17 protein-coding genes are annotated in these 19,149 nt (G+C 58.8%); 13 read left to right on the forward strand and 4 right to left on the reverse strand.

The window, feature by feature from the left end; translation table 11 throughout:
- The first annotated feature begins 182 nt into the window (after positions 1 to 182).
- Positions 183 to 551 carry a WhiB family transcriptional regulator gene (locus Q4E11_RS06365; RefSeq protein WP_303164531.1) on the forward strand — a complete coding sequence of 123 codons (369 nt, stop codon included), beginning with the start codon at positions 183 to 185 and terminating at the stop codon, positions 549 to 551.
- Positions 552 to 783: 232 nt separating this feature from the next.
- Here Q4E11_RS06365 and Q4E11_RS06370 read toward each other — a convergent pair whose 3' ends face one another.
- Entirely contained in the window at positions 784 to 1,266 is a 483-nt protein-coding gene (locus Q4E11_RS06370) for a metallopeptidase family protein (RefSeq protein WP_303164534.1), read from the reverse strand.
- 181 nt (positions 1,267 to 1,447) lie between these two features.
- On the opposite strand from Q4E11_RS06370, the gene Q4E11_RS06375 reads away from it, so the two are divergent.
- The 4 genes from Q4E11_RS06375 (at position 1,448) to manA (ending at position 5,745) form a co-directional block, all read left to right on the forward strand.
- Complete coding sequence (locus Q4E11_RS06375) at positions 1,448 to 1,849, forward strand: DUF3499 domain-containing protein (protein WP_303164536.1); 402 nt, start codon at positions 1,448 to 1,450, stop codon at positions 1,847 to 1,849.
- A 104-nt stretch (positions 1,850 to 1,953) separates the two neighbouring features.
- The gene (locus Q4E11_RS06380; RefSeq protein ID WP_303164537.1) at positions 1,954 to 3,333 is read left to right on the forward strand and encodes a phosphomannomutase/phosphoglucomutase; all 1,380 of its coding nucleotides are present in this window, start codon (positions 1,954 to 1,956) and stop codon (positions 3,331 to 3,333) included.
- 84 nt (positions 3,334 to 3,417) lie between these two features.
- Positions 3,418 to 4,434 (forward strand): hypothetical protein, encoded by a 1,017-nt coding sequence (locus Q4E11_RS06385; protein WP_303164538.1) that lies wholly within the window; start codon positions 3,418 to 3,420, stop codon positions 4,432 to 4,434.
- 108 nt (positions 4,435 to 4,542) lie between these two features.
- Positions 4,543 to 5,745, forward strand: coding sequence for a mannose-6-phosphate isomerase, class I (manA, locus tag Q4E11_RS06390; protein ID WP_303164540.1), 1,203 nt, complete (start codon positions 4,543 to 4,545; stop codon positions 5,743 to 5,745).
- Between the two features lie 169 nt (positions 5,746 to 5,914).
- On the opposite strand, the gene Q4E11_RS06395 is transcribed toward manA, so the two are convergent.
- Positions 5,915 to 6,805, reverse strand: a complete 891-nt coding sequence (locus tag Q4E11_RS06395; RefSeq protein WP_303164541.1) for a hypothetical protein — start codon at positions 6,803 to 6,805, stop codon at positions 5,915 to 5,917.
- Positions 6,806 to 7,097: 292 nt separating this feature from the next.
- Between Q4E11_RS06395 and Q4E11_RS06400 the strand changes: the two genes are divergently transcribed.
- The 6 genes from Q4E11_RS06400 to Q4E11_RS06425 all read left to right on the forward strand — a co-directional run bounded on the left by Q4E11_RS06400 (position 7,098) and on the right by Q4E11_RS06425 (position 13,985).
- Positions 7,098 to 7,472: a DUF4259 domain-containing protein gene (locus tag Q4E11_RS06400; protein WP_303164543.1), complete on the forward strand. Its 375-nt coding sequence runs from the start codon at positions 7,098 to 7,100 to the stop codon at positions 7,470 to 7,472.
- A 113-nt stretch (positions 7,473 to 7,585) separates the two neighbouring features.
- Positions 7,586 to 9,040, forward strand: coding sequence for an adenosylhomocysteinase (ahcY, locus tag Q4E11_RS06405; protein WP_303164544.1), 1,455 nt, complete (start codon positions 7,586 to 7,588; stop codon positions 9,038 to 9,040).
- Positions 9,041 to 9,074: 34 nt separating this feature from the next.
- Positions 9,075 to 9,704, forward strand: coding sequence for a dTMP kinase (locus tag Q4E11_RS06410; protein WP_303164545.1), 630 nt, complete (start codon positions 9,075 to 9,077; stop codon positions 9,702 to 9,704).
- A 41-nt stretch (positions 9,705 to 9,745) separates the two neighbouring features.
- Positions 9,746 to 10,420 (forward strand): MtrAB system response regulator MtrA, encoded by a 675-nt coding sequence (gene mtrA / locus Q4E11_RS06415; RefSeq protein ID WP_303164551.1) that lies wholly within the window; start codon positions 9,746 to 9,748, stop codon positions 10,418 to 10,420.
- 88 nt (positions 10,421 to 10,508) lie between these two features.
- Positions 10,509 to 12,143, forward strand: a complete 1,635-nt coding sequence (gene mtrB, locus Q4E11_RS06420; RefSeq protein WP_303164553.1) for an MtrAB system histidine kinase MtrB — start codon at positions 10,509 to 10,511, stop codon at positions 12,141 to 12,143.
- 183 nt (positions 12,144 to 12,326) lie between these two features.
- Positions 12,327 to 13,985 carry an LpqB family beta-propeller domain-containing protein gene (locus tag Q4E11_RS06425; protein WP_303164555.1) on the forward strand — a complete coding sequence of 553 codons (1,659 nt, stop codon included), beginning with the start codon at positions 12,327 to 12,329 and terminating at the stop codon, positions 13,983 to 13,985.
- A gap of 47 nt (positions 13,986 to 14,032) precedes the next feature.
- On the opposite strand, the gene Q4E11_RS06430 is transcribed toward Q4E11_RS06425, so the two are convergent.
- Positions 14,033 to 14,320 carry a hypothetical protein gene (locus Q4E11_RS06430; RefSeq protein WP_303164557.1) on the reverse strand — a complete coding sequence of 96 codons (288 nt, stop codon included), beginning with the start codon at positions 14,318 to 14,320 and terminating at the stop codon, positions 14,033 to 14,035.
- A 562-nt stretch (positions 14,321 to 14,882) separates the two neighbouring features.
- On the opposite strand from Q4E11_RS06430, the gene raiA reads away from it, so the two are divergent.
- Both raiA and secA read left to right on the forward strand, forming a co-directional pair.
- Positions 14,883 to 15,548: a ribosome-associated translation inhibitor RaiA gene (raiA, locus tag Q4E11_RS06435; RefSeq protein ID WP_303164558.1), complete on the forward strand. Its 666-nt coding sequence runs from the start codon at positions 14,883 to 14,885 to the stop codon at positions 15,546 to 15,548.
- Between the two features lie 113 nt (positions 15,549 to 15,661).
- Positions 15,662 to 18,370, forward strand: a complete 2,709-nt coding sequence (secA, locus tag Q4E11_RS06440) for a preprotein translocase subunit SecA (RefSeq protein WP_303164559.1) — start codon at positions 15,662 to 15,664, stop codon at positions 18,368 to 18,370.
- Between the two features lie 14 nt (positions 18,371 to 18,384).
- On the opposite strand, the gene Q4E11_RS06445 is transcribed toward secA, so the two are convergent.
- Positions 18,385 to 19,029, reverse strand: coding sequence for a hypothetical protein (locus tag Q4E11_RS06445; protein ID WP_303164561.1), 645 nt, complete (start codon positions 19,027 to 19,029; stop codon positions 18,385 to 18,387).
- Positions 19,030 to 19,149 lie beyond the last annotated feature (120 nt).

Consider the following 19,149-nt stretch of genomic DNA (forward strand, 5'->3'; position numbering starts at 1 on the left):
CTTCAACCTGAACTTCATCCCCAACGCGGGGGGAGGGGCTTCTGGGGCAATGAAAAGTTCCGTCGAAATTTTCTGTTCGGCTTGACCGATGACGGGTTACACGTGTGTAATCACAAATGTGTGTTTCACACACTAAACCCAAATTAGAGACCCACAGCGAGAACCGTCAGGAGGCCTTCGGCATGGAAAAGCCCAGCATGTTTGATGGCGGCGTTGCTGTGGATAGTGAGACGAATGCGGGTGAACTCCACGTGAATGAAAGCTCCTCTGAAAACCAGCCTCGTCCGTTGGCAGAGTGGGCAGACGATCTTTCGGGACTTTTTGAGGCAGTGGATCAGGACTGGCAAGAGCAGGCTCTTTGCGCGCAGACTGATCCGGAGGCCTTCTTTCCTGAAAAAGGTGGTTCCACGCGCGAAGCAAAGCGAATCTGCCGTGCATGCGGTGTTAGGGATGAATGCCTAGAATTCGCGCTCGAACATGATGAGCGGTTTGGAATCTGGGGCGGTCTCTCTGAGCGTGAGCGTCGTCGTTTGAAGAAGGAAATCGGCTAAGCGTACCCCTTCGCCGTGCACCAGCAATTGGTGTAGCAACCGCAGTCTCCCCAGGGGTGAACTCCTCGGGGGATTTTTTCTTAGCTTGAAACTGGCGGTGCGTATGAAGATTTAATGCCTGAAAACGGCCACAGTCTTCATACGCACCGCCAGTTTTGTTTGAATCCTGCAGAGGAGAGTGGGGTAGCGATTGCTAGCGCATGCGTCACCGCAGTAGGGCACGCGCGGTCTGCTACAGGAACTCCTCATCAAAATTGGGGTCGACCTCAATCGCATCGATGCCGAGGTACACAGCTAACAGGCGAGTCAGCACATAGCGCAGCAGTTGGTCGAGCTCTAGCCGGCTATTCACGCGGCGCTCAATGGGGCGACGAAAAACAACCACACACGGGCGAGTGGGGTTGCCCAACCGGTCAATGCCTGCGGGAATCAAACGGCCGAGGGGTACCGGACCGTCGGCAACAACTTCCTCCGGAAAGTACATATCGGGCCGCAACTGCATGCGCGGAATGGTGTCAATGGCGATGTCCAAGTGGGATAGCTGCCTCGACCACCGCTGATCCAGTGGGGCATAGGCGTCAATGACCGCCTGGTCGAAGGCCTCTGAGCGGCTCTTCCACCGGGGCACCTCCGGCGGGAGTAGGGGACCGCGAAGTCCCCGGCCACGACGCTGAGAGCGTCGCAGCGAACGCGGAGTGTGTGCCGATGGAGTCATAGTCTCTGAGCTTAATCGGTCGGCCTTGCGCGGTGGGAGAGGTCGGCATCGGCCACGTCGCACTAGGCTTCTTTCTCATGCGCTACCTGCCTGCGGGCGCGGGGGTTCGTCGTCAAGCGAAAACGCCCGAAGTGTCCGAATAACTGTCGAATCTTAAAGTTAAGGTCTAGACTTTCATGGCGTGAGTGTTTTTAGACGTTGTTGCCGGCCCGGCTGCGGCAAACCTGCCGTAGCTACGTTGACGTATGCCTACGCGGAGTCGACAGCTGTTGTGGGGCCGCTGGCCGCCGCGTCCGAACCGCACAGCTGGGATCTCTGCGAGAAGCACGCGCGTTCCATCACCGCACCGCTGGGGTGGGAGCTCGTGCGTTACGACGTGCCGTCGCCGGCTCAGGATGATGATGACTTGACCGCCCTGGCCGAAGCCGTGCGTGAGGCTGGCCGCAATGCGACTGGCCTCGTGCTGCGCGAAGAGGAAGAAACTCGCCCGCAGGTCTACAAGATTGACTCTAGCAGGCACCCTTCCTCCTGGAAGTCCGCGCGTGGGCATCTGCATGTAGTACCAGATCCGGAGGATTCTTAAGATATCCTGCGCACGCTGTGGAGTGAACAGCATTTCTTTGTGAGAGCCTCTCTGTGGCTAGTATCATTTTTCCCAAAACTGATACTTACCCAGAGAGGTTTTTCGTGGGCACTTACAATCGTTCCGACTTGGATGCCGCCATTAAGGCTTATGACGTGCGCGGTGTCGTCGGTGAGCGCATTACTGCCGACCTCGTCGGTGATATTGGAGCCGCCTTCGGCCACATCATGCGTGAAGAAGGCGCATCGCGCGCTGTGATTGGGCACGATATGCGCGAGTCCTCGCCAGAGCTGGCAGCGCGTTTTGCGGAAGGCGCTGCAGCGCAGGGTCTCAATGTCACGTTGCTCGGCCTGACCTCTACCGATGAGCTCTACTTTGCCTCTGGCGTTAAAGAATGCCCAGGCGCGATGTTCACCGCCAGCCACAATCCGGCGGAATACAACGGCATCAAGATGTGCCGTGCGCTGGCCCGCCCGATTGGTCAGGAGACCGGTCTCGGCCAGATTAAGGATTTGCTTGTCGACGGAATTCCGGAGTACACGGGCAATCCGGGAACGATTGACCAGGAAGATGTCCTGGCGGACTACGCCGAATTCCTCCACGGCTTGGTGGATATTCGCTCCGGACGTCGCCTGAAAGTCGCCGTCGATGCCGGCAACGGCATGGGTGGTCTGACCGTTCCGGCCGTTCTCGGTGACGCGATGGATGTCGCTGATCTCTACTTCGAGCTCGACGGCAATTTCCCGAACCACGAGGCCAACCCGCTGGAGCCAGCTAACTTGGTGGACCTGCAGAAGTTCACCGTGGAGCAGGGCGCGGATATCGGTATCGCCTTCGACGGGGATGCCGACCGCTGCTTTGTTGTCGATGAAAAGGGCAACCCAGTAAGCCCCTCGGCAATCTGCGCGCTGGTGGCTACTCGCTACCTGAAGGAGTACCCAGGTGCGACCATCATCCATAACCTGATTACCTCTCACGTTGTGCCGGAGATGATTGAGGAAAACGGTGGCACCCCGGTGCGTACCCGTGTTGGCCACTCCTTTATCAAGGCCCAGATGGCCGAGACCGGTGCCGTCTTCGGCGGTGAGCACTCTGCGCACTACTACTTCAAGGAGTTCTTCAACGCGGACTCTGGCATGCTGGCTGCAATGCACGTCCTGGCTGCCCTGGCAGAGCAGGACAAGCCACTGAGCGAGTTCATGGCGGAGTTCAAGCGCTACGAGGCCTCTGGCGAGATTAATTCCCGACTGGGCAGTGCTGAGGAGCAGAAGGCCAAGCAGAAGGAAGTTGAGGCTGCCTTCGCTGACCGCACCGAGTCTGCGGACTGGATGGACGGCCTGACCATCGAATTGGCCGATTCCAAGGCCTGGTTCAACGTCCGCGCCTCCAACACCGAGCCGCTTCTGCGTCTCAATGTGGAGGCCCCGACGCGCGCAGAAGTCGATGCGCTGGTGGAAGAAGTCCTCGGCATCATCCGCGGCTAATCTCGCGCCGAGGATGGCTGGTTCGCAGTCGCCACAGCAATTGGGGCCAGCAGTCACACCGCATTTTGAGGCATGCTTGGAACTATGACATCGTCATCGACTCCGTCCTCGAACCCGCGCCAAGAGGCGCTGTTCTACCGCGCCGCAACCGCAGGTGCTGCACTTCGCGCCGCCGCGTCCGCCACGCGCGCTGGCGCATTTACGCAGCTCCCACTGCCACGCAGCGCGGTCATTCTCGTTGGCGACCGGCGGGCACAGCTCGCCGCGGAGGCGGTTTGCGCGCTTGCCGACGATATTCGGTGCCCGGTTACCATCGCGGAGAAGCTACCGAACTTTGTCGGAGCCTTGGACCTGGTGATTGTCTGTGACGAAAATCCGGGAAGCCCGCTTGCTATGGCACTGGCGGAAGCTGATAGGCGAGGCGCAGCCACAGTAGTGGTGGATGCCGGAGACGGCCCGCTGCGGGCCGCGGCGGGCCGTGACACCGTGATTGTGCCACGGCCGGCGATGGCAGAGTCCGCCTCGTTTACCGGCTACATCGGAGCCATTGCCAGTGCACTGACCGAGTGCGGGGTGACTGCCTTGGCGCCGGCTGGTGTAGTCGAGGAAGTCGCCGACGCAGTCGATGTCGACATCGCAGCCTGCTCACCGCAGCGTGATGAAACAGTCAATCCAGCTCGGCAGACAGCGCTGTGGTTGACTGAGCGTCGCCCACTGTTTGTCTCCACGACATCCGCGATGGAATCGGTTGCGGAGCTATCTGAGCTGCAGATGCTGGAGGCAGGAGTGGTCGCGGGGGCTTCGTCGTTAAGCGAATTGTCCTTAAGCATCGGTGCGCTGCTCGCCGCAGAGCCCCAGAAAACCCATGATATTTTCTACGATCCACTCATCGATGGTGAGGATGAGGCCCCGACAGTGCTACCGTTGGGGACGATTGTTTTAGCCACGCCGGCCAATGTGGACCACCACCGGGACTACTACGGTGAGGCGGGATGGGCTCGTGTGGAGTGTCCGGCACTCGACGCGGAAGCTCGTCATCCACTGGTTGAGGTATGCGTTACCGCAGCCAGGGTCGCTGCAATTGCGGCCTTTTCCGCGTAATCGGGAAGTATCACCGAGGGTTTATTCAGCGTACGGCAAGTGTACGGGCCCTCGGTGAGATTGGCGTGCACGCGTCAATATTTGGACTAATAGAGGAGTGATACGGGCATGGATCTGTTGGACCCCGTGCTGCAGTCGTACCCCTGGGGTTCTCGTACTCATCTGGCGAGAATCACGGGTGCGGATGCTCCAACGTCGAAGCCGTGGGCCGAACTGTGGTTTGGTGCCCACGCGCTGGCGTCAGCGACGGTAGCCGGCGAGCCACTCGATCAGTTGATCGCGAAAGATCCAGTCGCGGCACTCGGACCAGCCAGCCAAGCAGACAGCGGAAAGCTGCCATTCCTGCTGAAGCTGCTCGCTGCGGATGAACCGCTGTCGCTTCAGGCACATCCGACACTGGCGGAGGCACAAGAGGGATTTGCCAATGAAAACGCGCAAGGCATCCCAGCGACAGCACACTTTCGTAACTACCGCGATGACAACCACAAGCCTGAGCTCATCGTCGCGCTGACTGAGTTTGATGCGCTGGCTGGATTCCGTCCGGTGGCGCGCACCAAGGAACTATTTGCGCAGTTGGCAGTGCCAGAGCTCGACCACTACATGGGTCTGCTCGATGCTGCTGATGATGAAAGTGGTCTGCGCGCACTGTTCACCACCTGGTTGACGCTGCCGCAGGATGTCCTGGATGAGCTTGTCGCGGCAGTGGCGGGCAAGTGCGCGTTGTTCGCCAGTGACGATGAGGAGTTTGCGCTGGTGGCGCAGACTACCTGTGAACTTGCCCGCAAGTACCCGGGAGATCCGGGCGTGCTGGGTTCGATGCTGCTCAATCGTCTCCGCCTGCAGCCGGGTGAGGCTATTTTCCTCGGCGCCGGTCAGCTGCACGCTTACCTCAACGGTATGGGCGTGGAGATTATGGCCAATTCCGACAATGTCCTTCGCGGGGGATTGACATCCAAGCATGTCGACGTCGTGGAGCTATTACGTGTGTTGTCCTTCAGGCCACTGCCGTCGCCGGTGTTGCAAGCGCAGCGTGGTGATGATGGCTGGAACTACTATGCCGCACCAGTGCGCGAGTTCCGCCTGTGCTCGCGTGAGCTTGAACCGGGTGAGCGAGTGAACCTGGATGAAGGCTCAGCGACAATCGTCCTGCTGACCAAGGGGGCAGCGACGTTGCAGCATGGTGAGGCACACATAGAAGTGCCGTGTGGCCATGCAGCGTGGGTGCCAGCGGTCGATACTGCGGATACCGATATCGTGGCCGGAGCTGAAGATGCGGAAGTTTTTGTCGCCACGATTCCACACGTGATGTAAAAGCTTTGCCGTAGCTGTAGCGCGAAGGATGTCGCGGATTCGAAATCCGAGCCCCACATCCAGCGCGTCTATGACAAAAGGACTCGAGGTCTGGTTTTCGACCTCGAGTCCTTTTCGCATATAGGGGATTACTTCTAGCGCCGGGAGGCGGAAGGGAGCTGATTCCGCCTTAAATTCCCGGATTCACCCAATCAATCAGGCGCTGAGCTTGGTTTCGGAAACCATTTGTCACCGAATTGTTCTCGGTATTGTCCTGAGACTGTGGCGCTGACCGAGAAGTCGTGCCCTGCCGCTGCGTCGACTCTGGTGCAGTCATCCCCGTGCCACCGGCATTGTCGGAGTCACTCGGCTCCTGCTGCGTGGACGGTGAGCTGGTATCCGGCTCCAACTTTGGAATCTCTGGGCGCGGCGTAGACGTCGGGGCCGTGGTCTGGCCCTGATTCGAACCCTGAATGGAGTTGCCACCGCTAGGCTGGCCAGGAGTATCTGGGGTGTTCGGCTTCTCCGAGGTCTCCGGTGCCGGCTTGGAGCCTGGTGTCGGCTCAGTCGTGCCAGCGCCAACTTGTGGCTTTTCAGTGCTGTTGCCGGAGCCATTGTCTGGCAGCAGTGGTACCGGCTTGCTCGGCTTCGGCGAGGCAACGCGGCTGGTAGGTGCTTCAGGTGCCTGCGCCGTGGAGGTAGGAGTTGTCGAGGTTGGCATCGACGTTGCAGTGGTCGGTTCTGCCGCCGAATCAGATCCAGACGGCGGAATGTAGGCCTGCGGAGGCAGGTATGGGTCATCCTCGGTCGTAGGGATGTTCGACTGATGAGGAACCGACATACTGGTCGATTCCGAGAGAGTCGAGTTCAATTCCGAATTAGCGCCGGAGTTATCGCCCTGCTGCTCCAGTTCTGCGTCACTGGGCACTGGAGGCAGCGGAGCAGAAGAGCGCATTGTTGAATTTGCGCCGGCATTATCTGGCCGTGCATCCTCTGCAGCGCCACTGGCGGAACAGCTCACGAGTGCGGCACTGAGCGGGAGGGTCGTGAGAAGCAGACTTCCAAGAACCTTCTTCGCCATATCTGGTGCTCCTATCGTGAGTTGATTCACCTTGCGATGAAAGAAGATAACAGTTTTATTACGAGGCTTGGCAACTAACTTAACATGCTCGTAATCATTCGACTAGAGGGAATTCCTGGTGGCGGACTTACAACGCCCCACATAGTGTTAAATTGGCGAGAACTCAGGTACAAAATCTGAATAAGGCCCGCAAGCCGCACTGTGGTGCTGTTTTCTGGTTTTCGGATAGTTCGATTAGTTGAATAGTCCAATGAGGTCCTTTGGTTCGTAGCGCGAAGGGAGCGTTTCCACCATGTCCGTCTGGGATACCGAGGTTTTTCACAATGATTCAGTCATCGAACTTTTCGATGAAGTCCAAGATTTGGATCCGCAGGATCGCACGGGCGCATTAATCGACGCCGGGCGCATTGGACTGGACACGGATGACCAGGATGAAACCACATGCGCAATCGCAGCGGCAATCATCATCGCGATCTGGAACGGTGCTCCGTTTGGCGGCGGTGAAATCCTGGAGGATTACAGCTTCATCCGCGAAGGCATCGCAGACAGCAGTGGCGATGAGGAAGAAGCGCAGTCGATTGCATCCGAGGTATTCGATACTCTGCTGGGGGAACTCAGTGAGTCCACTCAGGCCGCACTGGAAGACTTTGTCGAAGCGGTAGAGTAGACCACCGTGCCTGTGGTCGAGCTCCACAGTCGGGTTTTCATGCCCAGAGTAGGCCAGGCGCAGTTAGAACTAAATCCACTTTTATCCATATTTTCTTAAAAAGAAGGCGTTACATGACTTCGAAGAACACTGATTTCAAGGTTGCAGATCTTTCTCTGGCAGCCGCCGGCCGTCACCAGATTCGCCTGGCTGAGCATGAAATGCCGGGCCTGATGGCGCTGCGTGAAGAATATGCAGAGCAGCAGCCACTGGCCGGAGCCCGTATCTCCGGCTCCATTCACATGACTGTTCAGACGGCCGTGCTCATTGAGACCCTCACTGCGCTGGGCGCACAGGTTCGTTGGGCATCGTGCAACATTTTCTCCACTCAGGATGAGGCCGCAGCGGCCGTCGTCGTCGGCCCGAACGGCACCCCGGAAGATCCGCAGGGTGTTCCGGTCTTCGCCTGGAAGGGTGAGACACTGCCGGAGTACTGGTGGTGCCTGGATCGCATCTTCGACTGGGGTGATGAAGATGCCAACATGATTCTCGACGACGGCGGTGATGCCACCATGGCCGTAATTAAGGGTATGGAGTTCGAGGATGCTGGCCTCGTGCCGCCGGCTGATGAGTCTGACGCGGATGAGTTCATCGCCTTCAAGGACATGCTGCGTGAGAGCCTGGAGAAGGACTCTGGCCGCTGGCACCGCATTGCCAAGTCCGTCAAGGGTGTTACTGAGGAGACCACCACTGGTGTCCACCGCCTGTACCACTTCGCAGAGCAGGGTCTGCTGCCGTTCCCGGCAATGAACGTCAATGACGCAGTCACCAAGTCCAAGTTCGATAACAAGTACGGAACCCGCCACAGCCTCATCGATGGCCTGAACCGCGGTACCGACATGCTGATTGGCGGCAAGAACGTACTGGTCTGCGGCTACGGCGACGTGGGCAAGGGCTGCGCCGAGGCACTGGCTGGCCAGGGTGCTCGCGTACAGGTCACCGAAGCGGACCCGATTAACGCGCTGCAGGCTCTGATGGACGGCTTCGATGTTGTCACCACTGACAGCGTCATCAGCGATGTCGACATTGTGATTACCGCTACCGGTAACAAGGGCATCATCACCTTCGAGCACATGCAGCAAATGAAGGACCACGCAGTTCTGGGCAATATCGGTCACTTCGACAACGAAATTGATATGCACAGCCTCCACCACCGCGACGACGTTCGTCGGGTGGAAATCAAGCCGCAGGTCGCCGAGTACATCTTCCCGCATGCCGACGGCGAAGAACGCTCCCTCATCGTGCTGTCGGAAGGCCGCCTGCTGAACCTGGGCAACGCCACCGGTCACCCGTCGTTTGTCATGTCGACCTCGTTCGCTGACCAGACCATCGCTCAGATTGAGCTGTTCTGCAACGGTGATAAGTACGACAATTCGGTCCACCGTCTGCCGAAGATTCTCGATGAGAAGGTCGCCCGTATTCACGTCGAGGCCCTCGGTGGTGAAATCACTCGCCTGTCCAAGGAGCAGGCAGAGTACATCGGTGTCGATGTCGAAGGCCCATACAAGCCGGAGCACTACCGCTACTAAGCACCATCACGTCAGGACAGGGCAGAGCTAGAACATGATCATCGCGGTCGAGGGAATTGACGGCGCCGGTAAGAATACCTTGGTCACAGCTGTATCTGAGGAGCTGCGAAGGCGCGGTCACTCCGTCGGTACGATGACGTTCCCGGCGTATCGGCAGACTATATTCGCTGATTTCGCCGATCAGGCTCTGCACGGTCAGCTTGGTGATGCCGCAGACTCCGCGTGGGCAATGGCGTTGTTGTTCGCGCTGGATCGCAGGGAACGTCGTCAAGCGATTGAGACTGCGGCGAGTGAGAACGACGTGCTGATCATCGACCGCTACGTTGCGTCAAATGCGGCGTACTCCCAGGCACGCACGCGAGATTCCGCGATCGTCGAGTGGATTGAGAAGACTGAATTCGGCGAGTTTCAGCTTCCGCTTCCCGACGTTCAGGTCTGCCTGGCCACATCGGTGGACGTGGCGGCAGGGCGTGCACGACACCGTGAAGCGACGGTTTCTGAGCGTGTACGTGATGCCTACGAAAAGGACTCGAGCCTGCAAGAGCGCACGTTAGCGGCGTATTTGAAGTTTGCCGAAACCTCGTGGCAATCGCCGTGGCTGGTGTTGACTGGGGATGATGGGGCAAACCAGTTAATCGAATGGATTAGCGAAAATCTTAATTAATCGATGCGGAGCAATCCGCCTTAACGTTTAGAATAAATTTTATGAGCTCAAAAATCCTGGTTGTTGATGATGATCCGGCCATCGCCGAGATGCTCACTATGGTGATGGAACGTGAAGGATTCGACACCGTAGTTGTAGACAATGGCATTGATGCCGTCGAAGCAGCCGAGAGGGAAAACCCAGACCTGATTCTGCTGGACCTCATGCTGCCGGGTATGGGCGGTGTTGATGTGTGCCGTACGGTGCGCGAGACTTCGGCGGTGCCGATTATCATGCTGACTGCGAAGACTGACACGGTCGACGTAGTCCTCGGCCTGGAATCTGGCGCGGATGACTATGTGACGAAGCCGTTTAAGCCAAAGGAACTGGTTGCGCGTGTGCGTGCCCGTCTGCGTCGGCAGGAGGACAGCCCGAGTGAGACGCTTGAAGTCGGTGACCTCACCATTGACGTGCCTGGTCACGCTGTGTTCCGCGATGGCAAGGAAATTTCGCTGACTCCGCTGGAGTTCGATCTTCTGCATGCGCTTGCGTCGCGTCCGAAGCAGGTTTTTTCCCGCGATGAGCTGCTGGAGAAAGTCTGGGGCTACCAGCACACTTCTGATACCCGTCTGGTGAACGTGCACGTTCAGCGCCTGCGCTCGAAGATTGAGCTCGATCCGGAAAATCCGCAGATTGTGCTCACTGTTCGCGGTGTCGGTTACAAGACGGGCGACTAGGCCACAGGGCTAAGGGCTAGTCAGCTTAAGTGGGAGCCATTTCTTGCGTCGATTAATTACAAAGCTTCAAAACCTCACGAATCGATTTTTGACGTGGGCGATTACGCTCTGGCGGACATCGATTCAGGCTCGCATTCTCACCTCTGTAGTCGTACTGAGTGCGATGGTGATTGCGGTGCTGGGGTTTGCGCTGGCAACAATCGTGGCTCAACGGTTGATTGACGCTAAGGTCACGGCGGCGGATGAAGAAATTGATCGTGCCCGCGCAGTGGTGGAGCAGGCGATAGAAAATTCCACGGCCAACGAGTTGCAGGCACTGCTCAATATCGGCCGAGATGCCTTGGTCAACCGCACATCCAATGCGGGCTCGGCCCCACTGACAAGCTATGAGCCACTTCTGTTAGCGCCGGTGCCACGGGGCACAGTGTTGGCGACTTCGCCGTCAGGCACCGAGGTGCCACAGCGCCTGCATGACATTGTGCGGCAAGGACAGATTGCCTATCAGGTACGTCAAGTGCCAGATGAAAACGGTGGCACTTATTCGGCGCTAATCATCGGTACACCCACCTCGACCTCGGTGGACGGCCTTGAGCTCTATTTAGTGACGCCAATGGCCGCAGAGGAATCCACAATTAAGCTGGTGCGTGGCCTGCTCGCCGGCACCACGGTTGTGATTCTGGCGCTGCTTGGCGGCATCACGTGGTTCTTCTCCAATCAGGTGACGCAGCCAGTGCGCTCTGCCGCGCAAATTGCGCAGCGTTTCGCCGATGGCCACCTGCGCGAACGTATGGCGGTACAGGGCGAAGATGACATGGCGCGACTGGCCATGAGCTTTAACAAGATGGCGGAATCGCTGTCGACGCAGATTAGGCAACTGGAGGAGTACGGCAGTCTGCAGCGGCAGTTCACCTCTGACGTGTCGCATGAGCTGAGAACCCCGTTGACCACTGTGCGCATGGCCGCCGACATGATTGCCGATGGCGCTGAAGACCTCGATCCGGCAACACGACGCGCTGCAGAGCTCATGAATGAGGAGCTCGACCGGTTTGAGATGCTGCTCAATGACCTGCTGGAAATCTCCCGCCACGACGCGGGCGTCGCTGACCTTTCCGCCGAAAAGGTCGATGTCCGCCGCTGTGTTGATGCCGCGTATCAGCAAGTGGCCGTTGTGGCTAAGGAAACCGGTACTCCGATCCGGCTGCATCTGCCAGAAGAGCCAGTCATTGCCACCGTTGATTCCCGCCGCATCGAGCGCGTACTGCGCAACCTCATGGCCAACGCGGTGGACCACAGTGAGGGCAATCCCGTCGATGTCACGGTTCATGCCAGCGACTCCGCCGTGTCCTTCACAGTTGTTGACCACGGTGTGGGACTCAAGCCAGAGCAGGCAGACCTGGTCTTCAACCGCTTCTGGCGCGCAGACCCCTCCCGCGTGCGGCGCACCGGCGGCACTGGCCTGGGACTGGCAATCGCGCGCGAGGACGCGCAGCTCCACGGCGGAGACCTCGATGCCTTTGGCGTGCCGACGGTCGGTAGCTGTTTCCGCCTGACAGTTCCGCTGGAGCCCAACACCAACTTCGGTGAGCACCCACTCGGTCTGGAAGTCCCGCCCCTGCCAACTCAGGCGCCGCACCAAGAGCTGGTGCAGCCTCTTGCGTTGGAGCAGGGCGCAAGCGATGACACCCACGAGCAGCTAAATGATCGAGAGGAGAGGGACAGCTAAATGGTGCACCTACAGCAACCTGCGCTTCGGCGCTCAATGCGTAAACTCGCCGCGCTTAGCTCCGTGGTCATTTTGGGCACCGCAGCGGGATGTACAACTATCCCGCGAAATACCACGCCACAAGTGTTACGGCCGTTCCAACCGCCTCAGGTAGACATTGAGGTTCCCCAACCGCGGCCAAACGTGAACGCGGATGTTATCCTGCGTGACTTCTTTGCCGCTGCTGCACACCCCATCGATGACTTCCAGGCGATGCGCGCGTTTATGACTCCAGAATTAGCGGCCAGCTGGAAGCCTCTGGACAAGGCTCGCATCCTCGATGGTGTCAATCTGATTTCGCAGACTTCGGGTGGGAAGAAGCACCAAACGTTTACTGCCCGCGGTGCCACGGTCGGCCAATTGGGCACCGATGGGGCGTATGAGCCGCAGTCCGGTGACTTCGAAGAAACCGTTGAGATGACGCTTGGCGACGACGGTCAGTGGCGTATTTCCTCACTGCCAGATGGTGCGGTCATGGAGCGCCAGGCATTTTTGGACAATAATCGCCCCCGCAATCTCTACTTCTTGGACCCGGCAGGAAACCACCTGGTCACCGACCGTCGCTGGCTCTACCGCGGTGTTAACGATGGCGCGACTAATCTTCTGACCAAGCTGAAAAATGGTCCTTCCGCGCCACTTGTGCCCGGTGTGACGACGGTGCTTGGCCCCAACGCTTCCATTTCCGTCGAGGCGGTGCCTGTCACTAGTTCGGAGGGGCGAAAGGTCGAAATCACTGGCCTGGGCGATGTCTCTGAAGAGCTGCGTGTCATGCTTGCTGCGCAAATTGTCTGGACACTCGACATGGCTGTGCTGCCGGGACCGTGGATTCTCATGGCCGATGGCAAACCACTGGTGCCGACGCATGAGGGACCGTGGACCAAGGACACCGACGTTATCCAGCTCTTTGACCCTAACCATCTTCCCGCCGATAGCGCGGGTCTGCGCACAGTCGATCGCGGCGGTATCTATGAAATCGTCGATGGCCGTTCGCAACCGGTTGGCCAGGGATGGCGCGCTAGCGGCAACACCTTCGTGGCGTCTGCCGCGGTGGGAGTCGACGCGACGGGCAATGACCTCATCGCGGCGGTGTTCCGCTCCAGTCTCGACGGTCGCTCTAGCGTGCAAAATCGTGGCGAGTCCACGTTGATGCTCGGCGGTCCCAAGGACACATCCGTACCAGTTCTTACCGCAGAAAGCCTGTCGCGTCCGACATGGTCGCCCGATGCGGCGGCAGTGTGGACAGTGAAGGACGGAACCACGGTCATGCGTCTGGTACGTCCATCTGGTTCGCCACAAATTCAGCAGGAAGAGGTCGACGTCAGTGAGTTCGACGACCTGCTCGAAGGTGATGAACTCACCGGCCGTGAGCCAATGCGCATATCCGAATTCCGTATCGACCCATCGGGTACCCAAGCCGCAATGATCATCGGCGATCAAGTCCACATCGCTACCATCCAGCGCAGCGAGGACAGTCCGTGGAAGCTAACGCATCGTCGTCAGATTCCGTTGCCCGAGGCCATTTCGCCGTTGTCGCTGACGTGGTCGGCAAATCAGACAATCACCGTCGGCGGTTACAGTGGGGAGACTCCGATGCTCACCGTCTTCCCCGACGGCGCGACGACTTCCGTCCTGCCCAAGACCAACCTCAGCCCGCCAATCGCCGTGGTCACAGCTAATTCGTCAAAGCGCTATGCGCTGGATACCAACGGTCTGTTCGAGCTAATCTCCAGCGAGGGACAAGAGGAATTCTGGCGTCGCGTAGATGGCGCACGCGGGCGCATGGCTCCGGTGTCCGTGGAATAACAAATGGTCAGCTGGGGGCAGTCTTCGCGTGATGTCCTGCGTGCGCTTTACGACGTTTCCCGCGAGGCAACCGGTCTCGTAGTACCGGAGTCCTGCCCGGGATGTGGCCGGTCCGGGCCGTTGTGCAGAGCCTGCAAGGACGAGCTGCAGCAGCCACCGGTGAGGTTTTCGCCACGGGCGAGTGTGCGTGCGGCAGCCTGGGTGTGTGGCCCATATTCCGGTGCCAGGCGGCAGCTAATTCTCTCCGCGAAGGAGCGGGGCAGTGGTGATGCACGACGAATAATGGGAGCGGTGTTCGCTGCCGCGGTGCGCAGGCTAGCTTTCGAGGGAACCATAATGCCCCCGGAAATTACCCCCATTGTTTTGATTCCAGCGCCGACACGGCCCTCATCACGACGACAGCGGGGTGGGGATCCCGTTACCGTTGCCTGCGATTATGCAGCGTCGCAGCTGCCCCAAACTTCGGTATTGCCCCTGGTCTTTACCGATGAGCACACGCGCGATTCGGCGGAGTTGGGCGCGGCACAGCGACGCCGGAATCTTTCGGGACAGATTGTTCCATTTGTGAAGTATCGCGCAGGAATAAGTCCTCAACTGCGCAAACACTGCGCTGAAGCCACGGTAATTTTGGTCGATGATGTCGCCACAACAGGGGCCACGGCAGCGGAAACTGAGCTCGTAGCAGCGTCTGTCGGGGTGCGACTCGACGCGGTTTTGGTACTCGCAAGAGCGTAGGAATCGCAGGTGCCGTCGATAAGCGAACCTTTAACGAGGGGTACGTGGCATTGGTTACCCCCGCGACTGTATCCTGGAGGTGCAGTAAGACTCGTCACCGTAGACGCCGTGAGTAATCCCGCTCACGGAAGGGCGGTGGCCATACCGGGAGGTAGGTAGCAAGTGTCCACACCTGCTGACAACAACGAGGTACTCAGCCCGAACGCTCAGGTGACCATCACCGGGCGCAACGTTGAGGTTCCAGAGCACTTCGCAGACCGCGTTAAGGCGAAGCTGGCGAAGATTGAGCGCCTCGACCCGACATTGACCTTCTTCCACGTTGAGCTCCAGCATGAGCCGAATCCACGCCGTGCAGATCGCTCTGACCGTATTCAGATCACCGCTACCGGCAAGGGCCACCTGGCTCGTGCCGAGGCCAAGGAAGACAGCTTCTACGCAGCCCTGGAGTCCGCTCTGGGTAAGATGGAGCGCTCCCTGCGCAAGGTGAAGGCTCGTCGTAAGATCAGCCGCTCCGGTCACCGTGCTCCGATGTCCGTCGGTGAGGCAACCGCATCGCTGGTCGCTGAGGCAGAGGATCAGAACAAGAAGGCTGAAAAGGCCGATCCGTACGAGGATTTGGTGGAGGACGTACTTCCGGGCCAGGTTGTGCGCACCAAGCAGCACTCGGCCACCCCAATGTCGGTGGAAGACGCTCTGTCCGAGATGGAGCTCGTCGGCCACGACTTCTACCTCTTCGTTAATGAGGAAACGTCTCGTCCGTCCGTGGTTTACCGCCGTCACGCGTTCGACTACGGTCTGATTGAACTGGCTGATGATGACGCCAAGTAAGGCGTAATCGACAACTGAACCCGTCTTCCCTTAGTGGGGGAGGCGGGTTCGTCGTATAATTAACCGTTGCACATTAAAAGTCGGAATGAATCGGCCGGAAAGGTCCTAATTTAGTGTTTTCGCTCAGCAAATTGCTCCGCGTTGGTGAAGGGCGAGCCGTAAAACGGCTTGGCAATATTGCCGATCAGGTCATCGCCAAGGAAGACGAGTACGCAGCTCTGTCGGACGATGAGCTCCGTGCTAAGACCGACGAGTTTAAAAAGCAGCTGGCCGATGGCGCTGATGTGGATGATTTGTTGCTTGATGCCTTCGCCACAGCGCGCGAAGCTTCCTGGCGTGTGCTCGGTCAGAAGCACTACCGCGTACAGGTGATGGGTGGTGCAGCACTGCACTTCGGCAATGTCGCCGAGATGCGTACCGGTGAAGGTAAGACCTTGACCTGTGTGCTGCCGGCATACCTCAACGCACTTGAGGGCAAGGGCGTCCACGTTGTCACGGTCAATGACTACCTGGCAAAGCGTGATGCCGAGTGGATGGGCCGTGTTCACCGCTTCCTGGGGCTTGAGACCTCCGTGATTTTGTCGGACCTCAGCCCGGATCAACGTCGTGAGGCATATGCAGCCGACATCACCTACGGCACGAACAATGAGTTCGGCTTCGACTACCTGCGCGACAACATGGCGCATTCCCTCAATGACTTGGTGCAGCGTGGCCACCACTACGCCATCGTCGATGAGGTTGACTCGATTCTTATTGACGAGGCCCGTACACCGCTGATCATTTCCGGCCCGGCTGATGGTGACCCGAGCTGGTACCTGGCATTCGCTCGCATTGTCCCGCGTATGAAGCGTGACATTCACTACGAAGTCGATGACCGCAAGCGCACCATCGGTATTCGCGAAGAGGGCGTGGAGTTCGTCGAGGACCAGCTGGGTATCTCCAACCTCTACGCACCGGAGAACTCCTCTCTGGTCAGCTACCTGAACAATGCTCTCAAGGCCAAGGAGCTGTTCACCCGCGATAAGGACTACATCATCCGCAATGGTGAGGTCCTCATTGTCGACGAGTTCACCGGTCGCGTTCTCTCCGGACGTCGCTACAACGAGGGCATGCACCAGGCGATTGAGGCCAAGGAAGGGGTGGAGATTAAAAACGAGAACCAGACGCTGGCAACCGTTACCCTCCAGAACTACTTCCGCCTCTACGACAAGCTGGCCGGTATGACCGGTACCGCTGAGACTGAGGCCGCTGAGCTTCACCAGATTTACAAGCTCAACGTGATGCCGATTCCGCCGAACCGCCCGAATCAGCGTAAGGATCTGCCTGACCTGATTTACAAGACGCAGGAGGCGAAGTTTGCCGCTGTCGTCGAGGACATCCGTGAGTGCCACGAAAAGGGACAGCCTGTCCTGGTCGGTACCACCTCGGTGGAGAAGTCCGAGTACCTGTCTAAGCTGCTGCAGCGCGAAGGTATCCCGCACTCTGTGCTGAACGCCAAGCACCACGACAAGGAAGCTGAGATTGTTGCCGTCGCAGGCCGCCTGGGCGCCGTCACCGTGGCAACGAACATGGCAGGTCGTGGTACTGACATCGTGCTGGGTGGCAACCCGGATATCGTCGCTGACTTGAACCTGCGTGCTCGCGGTCTCGACCCGGTGGAGACCCCGGAAGAGTACGAAGAGGCATGGGACAGCGAGATTGAGCGCGTTCGTGCTCAGTCGCAGGAAGAGGCCGACAAGGTCCGTGAAGCCGGCGGTCTCTACGTCCTCGGTACCGAGCGCCACGAGTCGCGTCGTATTGACAACCAGCTGCGCGGTCGTACCGGCCGTCAGGGCGACCCAGGTGTGACTCGCTTCTACTTGTCCATGCGAGATGACCTGATGGTTCGCTTCAACGGCCAGCGCATGGAAGCCCTGATGAACACCTTGAACGTTCCGGACGATGTTCCGATTGACTCCAAGGTCGTCTCGAACTCCATTAAGAGTGTTCAGACTCAGGTGGAGAGCCAGAACTTCGAAATCCGTAAGAACGTTCTGAAGTACGACGAGGTCATGAACCAGCAGCGTAAGGTCATCTACGCTGAGCGCCGCCGCATCCTCGAAGGCGAGGATCTAAAGACGCAGGTGCGCGATATGCAGTCCAGCGTCATCGATGCCTACGTCGGCGGTGCGACCGCTGAGGGTTACGTTGAGGACTGGGACCTCGACGAGCTGTGGAATGCACTCGAGTCCCTCTACGGACCGACCTTTACCGCGCAGGAGCTCATCGATAGCTCTGACTACGGCACCCCGGGTGATCTGACCTCCGAGGAACTGTCCAAGGCACTGCACGAGGACATCTCCGCCAGCTACGACCAGCTGGAGGCCGCAGTTGCAAACATCGGTGGCGAAGAGCAGATGCGAAACATCGAGCGCTTCACCATCCTCAACGTCATTGACCAAAAGTGGCGTGAGCACCTCTACGAGATGGATTACCTCAAGGAGGGCATCGGCCTGCGTGCTATGGCACAGGCAGATCCACTGGTGGAGTACCAGCGCGAGGGCTTTGACATGTTTACCGCCATGATGGACGGCATCCAGGAAGAATCTGTCCGACAGCTGTTCCTGCTGCGTAAGCAGGTTATGCCAACCGCTGAGTCTGAGGGTGGCCAGGATGCACAGGCAACCGGCACACTGCCATCTGAGGCATCGTCGGCTCAGGAGGCTCAGATGACGTACTCCGGCCCGAATGAAGATGGCAGCGCAGAGCAGCAGCGCGTGGATGAGGAGCCGCAGGGCAACCGTGCACAGCGCCGCAAGGCGGCTCGCAAGCGCCGTCGTTAAGCAGCGCCCTTAAGCTAGAGCACACGAAACGCGGTCATGACCCATGGCCGCGTTTTTGCTGTTCGACGGCGGAAAGTTCCTGTGAATGCCCGCGCTCGAGGTCCGACACGGCAGCTGCCGAGAAACTCCACCTTCTTGCCATCCGATGACACGCTGGCGTGGAACGACTGTAGCGAGACCCCCTTGAGGCTCGCGTTTTTCGCCAGAGTGATGACAGCGGCGTGAATCATGGGGTCGATGTCGATGCGACGCAGATCGTTGATGCGTCGGCGTCCACCGATGATGTCGAAGACACGGGCAGTGATTGTTCCGAGTTCGCGCCGAAGTTCGTGGTCACAGTGCTGGACGACGTGTGGTGCTGGCGGCGACCCCTCAGCCCGCTGGGTGTGCGGTGGGCTTGGCTCGACCGACTGTGGTGCGGGCATCGTTGCCACAGCGGAGTAAGTAGTAGCGGGCGTGGAGTGCGCACTGGAGAATTCCGGCATTCCGCCAATGTGAATGGTGTGGAGAAGCGAAAACCCAGCGGCAGGTTCTAACTGCTCAGCGGGACGTGATGCCTGCGCATGATGCTGAGCAGGTGCTTTGGATGAAAATTGGTAGTGCTGCGGAAAGTGAGCCGAGTTCGCTGTTGAACCCGGCAACTGAGACGACGGTGCCATGGCTTTAATCCCCCTAAAAGCTCCTTGAATGGCAAGTTCCCCCTTGCTGTACAGACAATTGTGCAACACCAGCTGTCATCGTGCAGGCGGTGCTGTGATATTCATTCCCGTGTGGGGGGG

The organism is Corynebacterium sp., from assembly GCF_030532195.1.
Classification (GTDB): Bacteria; Actinomycetota; Actinomycetes; order Mycobacteriales; family Mycobacteriaceae; genus Corynebacterium.